Below are 13870 nucleotides of genomic sequence, written 5' to 3'. Positions count from 1 at the left end.
CGTCAGGCCTCCATGGACCCGGGGTGCGGCGGCCCTGGAACCCTGCTCGGTGCCAGGAGCCCAGCACCGAGGTCCAGCACCTCGTCGCACGTCGCCGCCTCGGCGGGATCGTGCGTCACGAGCAGCACGGCGGTCCGTGGCAGGCCGCGGCGCAGATCGGCGAGGAGCGCGCGGGCGCCGTCGCGGTCGAGGTGGGCCGTGGGCTCGTCGAGGAGCACCACGCCGGCCCGCGTGAGCAGTGCGCGAGCGACGGCGAGCCGCTGACGCTGCCCACCGGAGAGCCTCGACCCGCTAGGGCCCACCGATGCGTCGAGGCCGTCCTCCAGCCCGTCCACCAGGTCCGTCAGCCCCACGGCGTCGATGACCGCGAGGAGCTCACCTTCCGTGGCGCTGTCACCGGGCCTCCGGGCGAGCTGGAGGTTCGCCCGGAGCGTGGAGGTGAAGAGGTGGCTCTCCTGCGGGCACCAGGCGACCCGCGGTCGCGTGGAGGGCGCAACGGCTTCCCCGTCGATCACGAGACGTCCGCGCTCGAGCGGCAGGAATCCGAGCAGGGCGCCGAGGACGGTCGACTTGCCGCTGCCGGACGGCCCGGTGAGCCCCGTCCACCGCCCCGGTTCCAGCGTCAGGTCCACGCAGGTCACCACGGGGTGGCCCGGCTCGTACCCGATCGCTGCGTCCTCGAGGGAGAGCGTGGTGACGGGAACCATGTCGATGCTCCCGGGAGCATAGACGTCGCGTCCTAATGACGAGGGGTCGAGGAACGGCTCGAGCCTCTGCACCACGGCTGCGAGAGGAGCCCAGTGCCGGACGGCCGCGGTACCGGAGACGAAGGGCTCGATCAGTGCGAGCTGCATGAGGACGAGGACGGCCGTGACGTCGGCGGGGAGCCCGTCCGCCGTCACCAGGATGCCCAGGGACGCAGCCGAACAGGCGGCGACGACCACCGCCGTCGACAGACCGGACGCTGCTGCGGAACGACGCGCGGCGGTGGCTAGACGGCCTTCCGTCCGCCGTGTCGCCTCCAGCGCGGCACGGTGCGCACCGTTCACACGGAGATCCGCCGCGGCGCGCAGCAGCCGCGCGACGCGTCCGAGAGCCTCGGCCCTCAACCGCACCGTCACGGCACCTGCCGCCCGTTCGCGCAGCACAGCGATCATCGGCGCGACGACGACGGAACCGCCCACGGCGAGCGCCTGCCAGCCGAGGGACGGGGGATGCAGGAGGCCTGTCGTCACGAGAGCCGCGACCCCCGTGAGGACGGCGGTGAGGGCAGGCGAGAGCGCGCGTGCGGAGTGGTCCCGCAACTCGTCGATGTCGCCGACGAGCCGCTCGATCCCCCCGGACCCGCGTGCCAGCGTCCGCCATGACTGCCCGGTCCGCAGCAGACCGGTCCACAGTCCGAGTCGCGTCTCGTCGGCGCGGTGGAACACCGCACGGTGCAGCCACAGCCGCTCCTCGTAGCGCAGCAGCGACCTGCCGATGCCGAAGAACCTCACGCCGACGATCGCCGTGAGCAGGTAGAGGATGGGAGGCTGCTCCGACGCCCGGACGATCAGCCATCCGCTGAGGGCCGTCAGGGCGACGCCGAACACCGCGGACCCGACACCGAGGAGGGTTGCGGCGACGAATCGGCGATCCCAGGGCCGGACGAGCGCGAGGACGGCGCGCGCCGACCGCCACCACTGCGCGAGGGACGGCCGCGGCGCCGGTGCCTCGCTGTGCCCTGGCGTGTCGTCGGACATCGCTGCCGCCGGTATCGCCGATGGTGCTGGGGTGTGTGCTGCGGACAGGCCTGCAGATGCTGCGGACGGAAAGCCATCAGTCTCGCGCTCGCCGTTCGGCTGCCCGTCGGCAGGATAGTCGGCCGCGTTCTCGTCCGTCGGGACCCCCAGACGCAGCTCGCGGTCGGCGATGGCCGCCGTCGCGTCGTCGTGCGCGATCAGCAGGACCGTGAGACCGGGCCTACGCGCCGTGATCGCGGCCCGGATCGCCGCGGAACTGCCCTCGTCGACGTGGGCGGTCGGCTCGTCGAGGAGCAGGAGCCCCACGGCGGGATCCTGTGCGCGCAGGAGGGCCCGTGCGACGGCGACGCGCCGTAACTCGCCAGGGCTCAACTCACCTGTCCGCCGGTCCAGGAGGTCCTCCGAACCCACGGAGGCGAGCACGTCCGTGAGCGAGGGGTCACCCTCCTCCGTTCGCCCGTACAGCACGAGCTCGGCACGCACGGTGGGCGCGATCAGCTCGGGGTGCTGTGGCACCCAGGCCACGCCGCCGTCGGGCGGGGTCGTCACGGTTCCCTCCACGTGGAGGCCCGCCGGGACCGCTGCGCTTCCCGCGAGGACATGCATGAGTGTCGTCTTGCCGCAACCGCTCGGGCCCCTCAGGGCCGTGACCGACCCGGGGGCGAGGCTGAACGAGAGATCCCGCACCACGGGGCGCACGGCGCCGTCGTACCGGACCGTCACGCCCGCCAGTGACACCGCCACCGCACCCCCAGCGGCGGGACGTCCGGCGCCCCCGGACGCCGCGAGCGGGGCGTCGATGACCGCGCGGACCCGCGCTCCGCTCTCCTCGCCGTCCTCGCTCGCGTGATGGGCGGCACCGACGTCGCGGAGCGGGCCGTAGCACTCGGGCGCGAGGACGAGGGCGATCAGGGCGGTTTCGAGGTCGAGGTCCCCGTTGATCAGGCGCACCCCGGCGAACACGGCGACGACTGCCACGGAGAGGGTGCTGATCAGCTCGAGCGCCAGCGAGGACAGGAAGACGGTGCGGAGGGTCGTCATGGTGCGCGACGAGTAGTCGGCGGCGATCTCGCGCAGGGCGCGCGTCTGTTCTCCCGCGCGGCCGAGACCGACCAGCACCGGCAGCCCGCGGGCCAGTTCCACGAGGTGGTCGGAGAGCCGTCCGAGCGCCGCGGCGGCCTGCTGCGTGCGCTCCTGCGTGTGCAGCCCGATCAGCACCATGAACACGGGCACCAGGGGGACGGTGAGGACGATGATGAGCGCGCTCACCCAGTCCGCCGCGAGGATGCGTGCACCGATGAGGAGGGGCACCACGGCGCACGTGATGAGGGACGGGAGGTACTGGGTGTAGTAGGCATCGAGACCGTCGACGCCCCGGGTGAGCAGCACGGCGAGAGAGCCCTGACCACCGCCCGCAGAGGCCGCGCGAGTGGTACCGCCGTCGTCGAGCACGCGCAGGAGCGCGACCTCGCGGAGCCTCTCGCGGACGCCGAGGGCGAGCTTGGCGGCCGTGGCGTCCTGGCCCCACGCCGCGGCGGTCCGGAGGATCCCGCCGGCGACGCCCTGCACCAGGACCGCACGGACATCGAGTTGCCCGGCGGCCACGCCGGCGATGCCGATGGCGAGGGCCTGTGCCAAGAGCACCAGGCCGAGCGCGCGTGCCGCGGCGAGGACGCCGAGCAGGTAGACCGCCGACGTCGAGCCCGCAGCCCCGGCAGGACCACCGGCCCTCAGGGAGGCGATGGGCGAGACCCGTCGGGTCCGCTCAGTACCGTCCGTCCCCGGCGTGACCTCCGTGGAGTCGCCTGCGGGCCGCCCCTCCGCGAATGACGTGGAGTGGCGCATGACGGTGTGGCTCGCTCCGCTCACAGGGCTTGGACGGCGTGGGCCGCGGGGATGCTCTCCTCCGAGACGCGCCGACGGAACACCCAGTATGTCCACGCCTGGTAGGCCAGGACAAGCGGCAGCCCCACGCACGCGACGATGCTCATCAGCCCGAGCGTGTAGGGCGAGGACGAGGCATTCTGCACGGTGAGGTCGAACGCGGGATCGAGCGTGGACGGCAGGACCACGGGGAACGCGGCGCCGAAGATCGATCCGGTGAGGGCCAGCATCCCGATCCCGAGGGCGGCGAACGCGCGCCCGTCCCGGCCGATCGTCGCGGACCTGTAGGAGGCCAGGAAGGCGACCACGGCGAGGACGACGGCGAGCCAGGTGACGACCGTCCCGTCGTCGACCTGGACGAGGAGCGCCCAGCCGATGAACGGGAGCATCGCGATCGGCAGCAGCCGCCGGAAGAGTCGGTCGGCCTGGCGCCGCACCCCGCCGTCGGTCTTGAGACCCACGAACGCCGCGGCGTGCACCAGGCAGAACAGGACGACGGCGGCAGCCCCGAGCAGGGCCGGTCCGGTGGCCCAGGCGAAGGCGCCTCCCACCCTGTCCCCGTTGGCGTCGAGCGGCAACCCGGTGGTGGTGAGTGCGAGGGCGGCCCCGATGCCCGCGGCCGCGGCGAAGGAGCCGACGGCAATGGCCCAGTCCCACCGGTTGCGCCAGGCGTCGCTGTCCTGCTTGCCCCTCCACTCGAAGGCGACGGCCCGGAAGATCAGGCCGAGCAGCACGAGCAGGAACGGCAGGTAGAGCGCCGACAGGAGGGACGCGTACCAGAAGGGGAAGGCCGCGAAGGTCGCCCCGACGGCAGTCACGAGCCACACCTCGTTGCCGTCCCAGACCGGGCCGACGGTGTTGAGCAGCACGCGCCGCTGGGTGTCGTTGCGCGCCATGAGCTTCATCAGCATGCCGACGCCGAGGTCGAACCCCTCGAGGAAGAGGTAGCCGGCCCAGAGCAGGGCGATGAGGACGAACCAGAGGGTGGGGAGTGCCTCGGTCATCGTGGTCCCTTCCGGAGTGAGGAGGTGTGGGCTACTGACGCACGGTCGGGGCTCCCGTGACCGGCAGCCCGTCGGTCAGTACGCGAACGCGAGCACATCGCCGTCGTCCTTCCTGCCGCTCGGGGCGTCGTCGTCCTCGTCCGTGTGGGCGAGTTCGGGCATCGCGGAGGCGGTACCTCCCCGGACGTACGTCACGAGGAGCTTCACCTCGACGACCAGGAGCACGGCGTAGACGCCGGTGAACAGCACCAAGGAGGTCACGAGCTCGGTGAGCGACACCCCGGGAGACACGGCCGCCGCGGTGAACATGAAGACACCGTCGACGCCGCTGAGGTCCGGGTTGGGCGCGACCACGAAAGGCTGGCGCCCCATCTCCGTGAACACCCAGCCGGCGATGTTCGCGCCGAAGGGCGCGAGGATCCCGAGGACGGCCAAGCGCATGAGCCACCGTGACTCGGGGACGGTCCCCCTGCGGAGGACCCACAGGGCGGCGGCGGACGCCGCAGCGGCGATGGCCCCGAACCCGATCATGATGCGGAAGCCCCAGTAGGTGACCTCCATGACGGGCAGGTAGTCGATCTCGGTGCCGGCCAGATCGCCGTACCGGGGATCGTCGGGGAGGTGGGTGCCGTACTTCTCCTGGTACTCGGGGAGGAGGGTGTTGACGCCCTTGACCTCGGTGGTGAAGTCGCCGTTGGCGAGGAAGGAGAGGACTCCCGGTACCTCGATGACGGCGGTGATGTCCTCGCAGCTCTGGGCCCCGAGGTTGCCGACGGAGAGGATCGAGAAGCCGGTGCCGTCGTGGCACGCGGCCTCCGCAGCGGCCATCTTCATGGGCTGCTGGTCGAACATGAGCTTGCCCTGAAGGTCGCCGGTGATGCCGGTGCCGGCGAAGGCGATCATGGCGACCACGGCTCCGGCACGGGCCGAGCGCAGCCAGACGGCGTGGTCGACGGCGTCACGGGCCCCGGCGCGTGCCCCGAACACGACGGCACCGTTCTCGCCGACGCTGTCGATCCCGTCGTGGCGGCGCTTCCAGAGGTGGTACCAGCTGATGCCGAGGAGGAAGGCCCCGGCGACCGCGAGGCATCCGAAGACGGTGTGGGGGAAGGCGACCAGCGCGGTGCTGTTGGTGAACACGGCCCACGCGTCCGTCATCACGGGCCTGCCGTCCACCACCTCGACGCCCACGGGGTGCTGCATCCAGGAGTTCGCCACCAGGATGAAGTAGGCGGAGAACACCGACGCGAGCACGGCGGCCCAGAGGGACATGAGGTGCAGTCGCTTGGGCAGACGGTCCCACCCGAAGATCCACAGGCCGAGGAAGGTGGACTCGACGAAGAAGGCGAGCAGCGCCTCCATGGCCAGAGGGGCCCCGAAGACGTCACCGACGAAGCGGCTGTACTCGCTCCACGCCATCCCGAACTGGAACTCCTGCACGAGACCCGTGGCCACGCCGACGATGAAGTTGATGAGGAACAACTTCCCCCAGAACTTGGTCATCCTCAGGTACTGCTCGTGACCGGTGCGGTGCCACATGGTCTGCATGGTGGCGACGAGCAGTCCGAGGCCGATCGTCAGGGGAACCATGACGAAGTGGTAGACGGTCGTGATTCCGAATTGCCATCTGGCGATCTCCAAGGCTTCCATGAGGCCCCTTCCGCGGTGCCGCCGTCGATCCCGACGGGACTTCTACAACGTGTAGAAAAGTTCTACTACACAGTGTAGAACGATTTCGGACCCACTTCTACGCGGAGTAGAAAGGCACGGCGCGACGCTGTACTTTAGATGCAGACGCTCTATCGCTCCCCTGGGGAGCGGGGTGCCACCCGAGGCGGGTCGGCACCGCGGAATGATCGAAGGAAGAACATGGCAACGCTCGGAGACCTTGAACGCACAGTGATGGATCTGCTGTGGTCGACACCCGGGGCCGTGACCGCCAACGAGGTGCGCGACGCGATCGCCGAGGCCCCGCTCGGACAGTCCGGCCGCGAGCTCGCCGTCACCACCGTCCTCACCGTGCTCTCACGACTCGAGAAGAAGGGCCTGGTGGAGCGCGAGCGGAACAGCCGACCGCACAGGTACCGGTCGGTGACCAGTCGCGAGGACCACACCGCGGAACTCATGCACGAGGTCCTCGTCACCGCCCCCGATCGCGAGGCCGTTTTGGCCCGGTTCATCGGCAGTGTGTCCGAGGCCGAGGCGGAGACGCTCCGCAAGCTGCTCGGCCGCGACTGACTCCACCGTGTTCTGGGCCTCCTACCTGCTCGCGGCGCTCGCGATCATCCTGGCGTGGCCTGCGCCCATCCTCTTGTCCCGCGCACAGTGGCCGGCGCGCGCTCCCTTCACGGCCATGGTGCTGTGGCAGTCGATAGCGCTGGCCGGTGGATGCTCGATGATCGGGGCCATGCTGGTATGGGGGCTCGAGCCCCTGGGCGACAACCTCGTGTCGGCGTCGGCGGGGTTCCTCGACATCCTGCTCAATGACGAGTCGGTGGGCACGCTCGGTGTGGTCCACGTGTTCGCCATCAGCGCGGCGACCCTCCTGTTCGGTCACCTCGTCTCGACACTCGCCCTGACCTTCGTGCGCATCAAGCGGCAGCGGCGGCGTCACCGCGACATGCTGTCGCTGCTCAGCTCCCCCGCCGCGGACCAGCCGTCGACGCTCGTCATCAACCACCCCGCGCCGGTGGCGTACTGCCTCCCGGGCGGGGCGCGATCCGTCACCGTCATGTCCAACGGGCTGATGGACCTCCTCACGCGCACCGAGCTCGACGCCGTCCTGACGCACGAGAATGCACACCTCCACCAACGCCACCATCTGCTGCTGTGGGCCTTCGCCGCCTGGCGGTCCGCGCTGCCATGGCTACCGACGTCGCGGCTGGCACAGCGTGCCGTCAGCGAACTGATCGAGATGCTCGCCGACGACGAGGCGCTCCGTCACGTCGATGAGCACACGCTCGTCCGTGCGATCGCGATCGTCGGTGCCGGCGCGGGGCCGATCGCCCGGGATCCTCTCGATGACCCGTTGGCCGACGAACCCGCCGCAGGACGGGTCACGGGCAGGATGGTCACGGACGTCACGGGAGGTACGGCGACGATCGACTCCACCAAGCCCCGCCTGCGCAGACTACTCACCCCTCTGCCACCTCTGGGGCGGCTGCACCAGGCCGTGGCACTCTCGACGGCGGGCCTCCTGCTCGTCGTGCCGCCGGTGCTGCTGGTCGCTCCCGAGCTGATCGGCTGACCATCCGGCAGCTCTCCGACGGACGGCGTCACTGAAGCTGGCTTCGGACCGATCCGGAGTCGGTCAGGCGTCGATGCGATCCCGATCGAGGGACGCCGCACCCTCCACGATGAAGTCCTTCCGCGGCGCCACATCGCTGCCCATGAGCAGATTGAAGACGCGTTCGGCCGACTCCGCCTCGGTGATGCGAACCCGACGCAGCGTGCGGTGCCGGGGGTCCATGGTCGTCTCAGCCAACTGGTCCGCGTCCATCTCGCCCAGTCCCTTGTACCGCTGGATGGGCGACTTGTACCGCTTCCCCTGCTTCTCCATGGCAGCGAGCACTTTCGCGAGTTCTGCCTCGGAATAGGTGTAGATCATTTCGTTGGCCTTGGAGCCCCCGCTGATCACCTCCACCCGGTGCAGCGGTGGTACCGCCGCGTACACGCGGCCGTCCTCGACCAGCGGTCGCATGTACCGGAAGAACAGGGTGAGCAGCAGCGTCCGGATGTGTGCGCCGTCCACGTCCGCGTCCGTCATGAGGATCACCTTGCCGTAGCGGCGGGCGTCCAGCTGGAAGCTCCGGCCGGACCCTGCGCCGATCACCTGGATGAGCGCCGCACATTCGGCGTTGGAGAGCATGTCCCCGACCGAGGCCTTCTGCACGTTGAGGATCTTGCCCCGGATCGGCAGCAGCGCCTGGTAATCGGAGGAACGCGCGTTCTTGGCGGTTCCGAGGGCGCTGTCGCCCTCGACGATGAAGAGCTCCGAGCGTTCGGGATCGTCGATGCGGCAGTCCGCGAGCTTCGCGGGCATGGTCGAGGTCTCGAGGGCGTTCTTGCGACGCTGCGTCTCCTTGTGGACACGCGCCGAGATCCTCGACTTCATCTCGGCGACGATCTTCTCGAGCAGGAGGGCCGAGTGCGCCTTGTCGTTGCGCGACGATGACGTCAGCCTTGCCTGCAACTCCTTCTCGACGACCTTCGCCACGATCGCCTTGACCGCCGAGGTGCCGAGGATCTCCTTCGTCTGGCCCTCGAACTGCGGTTCCGCCAGCCGGACCGTGAGGACGGCCGTGAGTCCGGCGAAGACGTCGTCCTTCTCGATCTTGTCCGTACCCGCCTTCAGCTTGCGCGCGTTGGCAGCGATGACGGTGCGGAACGTCTTCAGCAGGGCCTGCTCGAAGCCCGACTGGTGCGTACCGCCCTTGGGCGTGGCGATGATGTTCACATAGCTGCGGAGCGTCGTCTCGTAGCCGATCCCCCAGCGCAGCGCGATGTCGACGTCGCACTCCCGCTCGACCTCCGCCATCCGGCTGTGACCACGATCGTCGAGCACCGGGACCGACTCGGTGAAGCGGCCCGACCCCTGGAATCGCCACACGTCCGTGACGCCGGCGTCCAGCGCAAGGAATTCCGCGTACTCGGAGATGCCGCCGTCGTGCTGGAAGACCTCCTCCACGGCTCCGGACTCCCCCGAAGTTCCCGGCAGCCTGCGCTCGTCGCGCAACGTGATGCGCAGACCCGGGACGAGGAAGGACGTCTGACGTGCGCGGGTCTGCAGCTCCTCGTAGGAGAAGGTCGCGTCGGGCGTGAAGATCTGCCGGTCCGCCCAGTAGCGGATCCGGGTTCCTGTCACACCACGTTTCGCCGTCCCCACGACGTCCAGTCGCGAGCCGTCGAGGAACGGCTCGAAGGAGGACGTGGGTGACGGCGACCGTCCGTCGGAGAAGATTCCCGGCTCGCCCCGGCGGAAGGACATCGCGTAGGTCTTGCCGCCGCGGTCCACGAAGGCGTCGAGACGTGCTGAGAGAGCGTTGACGACACTGGCGCCCACACCGTGGAGGCCGCCCGAGGCGGTGTAGGAGCCGCCCCCGAACTTGCCTCCGGCGTGCAGCTTCGTGAACACCACTTCCACGCCGGTGAGCCCCGTCTTCGGTTCGATGTCCACGGGGATACCGCGCCCGTCGTCGTGGATCTCGACCGATCCGTCGGCGTGCAGGATCACCGTGATGTTCTGGCCGTACCCCGCCAGTGCCTCATCCACCGAGTTGTCGATGATCTCCCACAGGCAATGCATCAGTCCACGGGAATCGGTGGACCCGATGTACATTCCGGGGCGTTTGCGCACAGCCTCCAGGCCCTCGAGGACCGAGAGGTGCCGCGCGGTGTAGTTGGACGTGGGGGGTGTCACAGCGGTGTCTCCTCGACGGTACGGCCCCTCGCCGGACGAGCCCCAGAAGGGCGACCGCGCGGAGGGATGGGGCCAGCTTATTACGGCCTGATGACACTCCTCGGCAGGCGCGACCTGTCGCGCCGACCCGTGGCACCCGCGCCACAGCAGGGGTTCGATCCCCTGCCATAACCTCTGCTACGCCCCGAGCGAAAGGAGGCCCAGCTTGGGGAGGCGCGGCACCGAATAGTGGTTATATGAATACACGATCCACATGAGGAGGCATTCATGACCACTGCAGTAGCAACTCGCGAACTCACTGCCCTGGACCGCTGTGACCGTTGCGGCGCTCAGGCGTACGTGCGGGCGGTCCTTCAGTCCTCCGGTGGAGAACTTCTGTTCTGCGGCCACCACGCGCGCGCAGTAGAAGCCAACCTGAAGCCACTCACGTCCGAGTGGCAGGACGAGACCAAGCGACTCCACGAGAAGCCGGTCGCAGCAGGCGACTGATTTCCCCGACCCCGATCCGACGGCGCTCCGTGTACAGGCGCCGCATCGCGTGACGAAGGCCCCCTCCGAGGAGGGGGCCTTCGTTGTATCCGGCGGGATGAGCGGGCCGGTGCAACACCTTATCGGTCCTGCCGCTCAGCTGCGATTATCGCTCATGGTCCGGCCGCGGCATCGGCTGCCCCGGCCGGCGCACATCGATCAGTCGAGGTAGTCCCGCAATACCTGCGAACGCGAGGGGTGACGAAGCTTCGACATGGTCTTGGACTCGATCTGACGGATTCGCTCGCGGGTGACCCCGTACACCTTGCCGATCTCGTCGAGCGTCTTCGGCTGACCGTCCGTGAGACCGAACCGCATCGCGACGACGCCGGCTTCCCGCTCGGACAGCGTGTCGAGCACGGAGTGCAGCTGCTCCTGGAGCAGCGTGAAGCTCACGGCGTCGGCGGGAACCACGGCCTCGGAGTCCTCGATGAGGTCACCGAACTCGGAGTCACCGTCCTCGCCCAGCGGCGTGTGCAGCGAGATGGGCTCACGCCCGTACTTCTGCACCTCGACGACCTTCTCGGGTGTCATGTCGAGTTCGAGTGCCAGCTCCTCGGGCGTCGGCTCGCGGCCGAGGTCCTGGAGCATCTGACGCTGGACGCGTGCGAGCTTGTTGATGACCTCGACCATGTGGACGGGGATACGGATGGTGCGCGCCTGATCTGCCATGGCTCGTGTGATCGCCTGGCGGATCCACCAGGTGGCGTAGGTGGAGAACTTGAAGCCCTTGGTGTAGTCGAACTTCTCGACCGCGCGGATGAGTCCGAGGTTCCCCTCCTGAATGAGGTCGAGGAACAGCATGCCGCGGCCCGTGTAGCGCTTGGCCAGCGAGACGACGAGGCGCAGGTTCGCCTCCAGGAGGTGGTTCTTGGCACGCTTGCCGTCGTGGATGACGAACTCGAGCTCGCGCTTGAGCTTCGGGTCCATGTCGGGCTCGGCGGCGATCTTCTCCTCGGCGAACAGCCCGGCTTCGATCCGGAGCGCCAGATCGACTTCCTGCTCGGCATTCAGCAGGGCGACCTTGCCGATCTGCTTCAGGTAGTCCTTGACCGGGTCCGCAGTGGCTCCGGCCGAGACGACCTGCTGCGCGGGGGCGTCGTCGTCATCGGCGTCGGAGTAGACGAAGCCGGTGGTGGTGCCGACCTCTGCCGCTTCGGGCTTGGCATCCTCGACGTCCGCGTCGAGCGCGACGTCGGCGATGGGTGCGTCGGCCTCCAGCGTGTCCACTGATCCCGAAGCGTCGGACGCGGTGGCCTTGGCGGCCGCGGCGCTCTTCGTCGCGGGCTTCTTGGCCGCGGCGCGTCGCTTCGTCGTGGTGGTACCGGCGTCCGACGACGCCGGTGCTGCTGTCTTCTTGACCGTCACAGAGAACCTTTCATACGGCGATGTGCGATGCCGTCAGACGGACAACACCACTATGACCCTGTCAAGTCCGCGCTGGTTACCAGACGGCCATCGCAGAGTCGTTCCCCTGAGGAACCGCTCTGCGACGACGGCTATTCCCGCCGCCGCACGCCCTTGAGGGGACGTGTGCGTGGGTGTTGCCGAGTCGTTCTGGTGCACGGACCCAACCGGGTCTCACCGTCAAGTGTCTCACGTGCCCACTCCACGCCGGAAATGTATACCGGCTTACTTCTTCCTGCGCCTCCGTTGACAGCGCGCCGTCGCGCGCCGCCCGATGATGTGCGCTCTCGGCTCCACGACGCACGAGGGAGGCCTTCATCGGGCCACGTCGGGTCACGTCAGGCCGCGTCCCGGGTCGACCGACGGCGATCGGTGGATGCCGACGTCGACGAAGCAGGTGACGAGGCAGGTGACGAAGCCCCCTTTGCTCCCGACGCCGTCGGTGCTCTCGACTCGAATGCCGACGCTGACGAGGTGGACCGCCACGCCGTCGTGCGATTGCGGGCCCACGATGGCAAGCCACCTCGGCACAGTAGTTCGTTGAGCAGACGCGCGAGTCGATACCCGGGGAGCGCCGCTTCGGCTGCCTCGAAGAGGACCGCCGCCCGAGATCCCCGTCCTCGCGCGTACTCGAGCCAGCCGAGCATCGTGAGCGCCGCGGCTCTCGCCTCGCCCGTCGGGCCGGCGACAGCGACGAGGCGGGTGAGGACACGCGTCATGGCATCGACGCGTTCCCAGTCGGGCGTGCCGGGATGGAGACCCGCGAGCACGTCCGTGAACAGTCGAAGGGCGGAGGGGTCGGGCGCTGTCCGACCGTCGGCAAACCGATCGAGGAGCGGAGCAGCCAGTCGGACGTCCCCGGGTTCGTCGGACTGCGCCACGCCCCAGGCGGCCGCGAGAGGCGGCACGACGCACTGCGCATCGTCACCGCGTATCCCCGATGAATCCATCGGTGCCGCAGCGATCACCCCGCAGGACACGGCGCCTTCGAGTGCCGTGTCGGATCCGAGACACGCGCTCACGAGCAGGAAGTCCCGTACCGCCCTCGATTCGAGGCTGGCCAGCAGGAATCCGGCGAGGTCGGCGTCCAGGTCCGAGCCTGATCCGAGCAATGACTCTTCCACAGCAGTGCTGGACCCCTGGATGACCGCATCCCACACGTCCGACGTGGCGGTGAACTGGCGCTCCTCGTCCCAGTGCCCCGCGCAGGCCGCCGCGTAGTGGGCCTGACCCTCGTCGACGGCATCGCGGGAGGGCGAGGGAATCGGCCGGGCGACGAGGGGCGACGACCGACCGACGGCGTCGGCGGGTGATTCGTCGAAGGAGCTGCCGCCGAAGATCAGTTCGGCGTTCAGACGGCTGTCCGTGACGGTGTCCAGCGGGTGGCCGGACCACGGACAGCACCTGCCGTCGTCGCAGAAGTAGTCGCGCCAGGCGGCGGCGGAGACGAGCCAGCCGCTGCGCACGGGCAGTCCCGCCGAGGCCAGGACGTCGCTCAGTTCCCGCACGAGCACGCCCTGCGGCGGCGGATCATCGGGACGCCGTACCGCGTGCGTGTAGACGATCACGAGGACGCCGTCGGCATCGTCGTCGCCGTCGATGAAGGACAGGACGGCCCGCGCGAAGTCCGTGGCCTCGCCGCCGGGCGAGGGATCGGCTGCCGGGAGGTCCACGCGGAGCGTCGCCCCGAGCCGGCCCCTCCCGGTGGTGAGCACGACGAGGCTCTCCATGGGCGTGAACCCGAGGGCGTGCGGCACGTAGGAGAGGATGTCGGCCGGCGAGGTCACGGACAGGACGGGACGCGGGGCATCCGAGGAAGGGCGGGGCGAGGGATGTGAGGGTGACATGTCCGCCAGCCTCCTCCGGGTGCCCTCGGACGGCTCGAC

At 69.3% G+C, this 13870-nt stretch carries 9 protein-coding genes; 3 read left to right on the top strand and 6 right to left on the bottom strand.

All coding sequences use genetic code 11. From position 1 onward, the window contains the following. Positions 1-2: 2 nt before the first annotated feature. The 3 genes from cydD to AC4D16_RS00485 form a co-directional block, all read right to left on the bottom strand. Positions 3-3587: a thiol reductant ABC exporter subunit CydD gene (gene cydD, locus AC4D16_RS00495; protein ID WP_490953570.1), complete on the bottom strand. Its 3585-nt coding sequence runs from the start codon at positions 3585-3587 to the stop codon at positions 3-5. Between the two features lie 20 nt (positions 3588-3607). Next, positions 3608-4630: a cytochrome d ubiquinol oxidase subunit II gene (gene cydB / locus AC4D16_RS00490; protein ID WP_490953569.1), complete on the bottom strand. Its 1023-nt coding sequence runs from the start codon at positions 4628-4630 to the stop codon at positions 3608-3610. A 75-nt stretch (positions 4631-4705) separates the two neighbouring features. Next, positions 4706-6280 (bottom strand): cytochrome ubiquinol oxidase subunit I, encoded by a 1575-nt coding sequence (locus AC4D16_RS00485; protein WP_490953568.1) that lies wholly within the window; start codon positions 6278-6280, stop codon positions 4706-4708. A 219-nt stretch (positions 6281-6499) separates the two neighbouring features. On the opposite strand from AC4D16_RS00485, the gene AC4D16_RS00480 reads away from it, so the two are divergent. After that, positions 6500-6868, top strand: a complete 369-nt coding sequence (locus AC4D16_RS00480; protein WP_490949392.1) for a BlaI/MecI/CopY family transcriptional regulator — start codon at positions 6500-6502, stop codon at positions 6866-6868. 7 nt (positions 6869-6875) lie between these two features. After that, positions 6876-7877 carry a M56 family metallopeptidase gene (locus AC4D16_RS00475; protein ID WP_490953567.1) on the top strand — a complete coding sequence of 334 codons (1002 nt, stop codon included), beginning with the start codon at positions 6876-6878 and terminating at the stop codon, positions 7875-7877. Positions 7878-7940: 63 nt separating this feature from the next. On the opposite strand, the gene AC4D16_RS00470 is transcribed toward AC4D16_RS00475, so the two are convergent. Continuing rightward, positions 7941-10049: a DNA gyrase/topoisomerase IV subunit B gene (locus AC4D16_RS00470; RefSeq protein WP_490953566.1), complete on the bottom strand. Its 2109-nt coding sequence runs from the start codon at positions 10047-10049 to the stop codon at positions 7941-7943. Between the two features lie 267 nt (positions 10050-10316). Here AC4D16_RS00470 and AC4D16_RS00465 point away from each other — a divergent pair, with 267 nt between their 5' ends. Beyond that, positions 10317-10538 carry a DUF7455 domain-containing protein gene (locus AC4D16_RS00465; RefSeq protein ID WP_490949395.1) on the top strand — a complete coding sequence of 74 codons (222 nt, stop codon included), beginning with the start codon at positions 10317-10319 and terminating at the stop codon, positions 10536-10538. Between the two features lie 198 nt (positions 10539-10736). Here AC4D16_RS00465 and AC4D16_RS00460 read toward each other — a convergent pair whose 3' ends face one another. Both AC4D16_RS00460 and AC4D16_RS00455 read right to left on the bottom strand, forming a co-directional pair. Beyond that, entirely contained in the window at positions 10737-11945 is a 1209-nt protein-coding gene (locus AC4D16_RS00460) for an RNA polymerase sigma factor (RefSeq protein ID WP_490949396.1), read from the bottom strand. Positions 11946-12322: 377 nt separating this feature from the next. After that, positions 12323-13831: a DUF4192 domain-containing protein gene (locus AC4D16_RS00455; RefSeq protein WP_490949397.1), complete on the bottom strand. Its 1509-nt coding sequence runs from the start codon at positions 13829-13831 to the stop codon at positions 12323-12325. Positions 13832-13870 lie beyond the last annotated feature (39 nt).

It is taken from the genome of Arthrobacter sp. TJ-236 (assembly GCF_058269235.1).
The sequence above is the reverse complement of the archived record's forward strand: the minus strand, read 5'-3'. Positions and strand labels throughout refer to the sequence as shown.

Bases quoted from the DNA above. Each gene is read 5' to 3' on its own strand.
- AC4D16_RS00455 (WP_490949397.1), bottom strand. From the start codon at position 13,831: ATGTCACCCTCACATCCCTCGCCCCGCCCTTCCTCGGATGCCCCGCGT.
- AC4D16_RS00485 (WP_490953568.1), bottom strand. From the start codon at position 6,280: ATGGAAGCCTTGGAGATCGCCAGATGGCAATTCGGAATCACGACCGTC.
- AC4D16_RS00480 (WP_490949392.1), top strand. From the start codon at position 6,500: ATGGCAACGCTCGGAGACCTTGAACGCACAGTGATGGATCTGCTGTGG.
- cydD (WP_490953570.1), bottom strand. From the start codon at position 3,587: ATGCGCCACTCCACGTCATTCGCGGAGGGGCGGCCCGCAGGCGACTCC.
- AC4D16_RS00465 (WP_490949395.1), top strand. From the start codon at position 10,317: ATGACCACTGCAGTAGCAACTCGCGAACTCACTGCCCTGGACCGCTGT.
- cydB (WP_490953569.1), bottom strand. From the start codon at position 4,630: ATGACCGAGGCACTCCCCACCCTCTGGTTCGTCCTCATCGCCCTGCTC.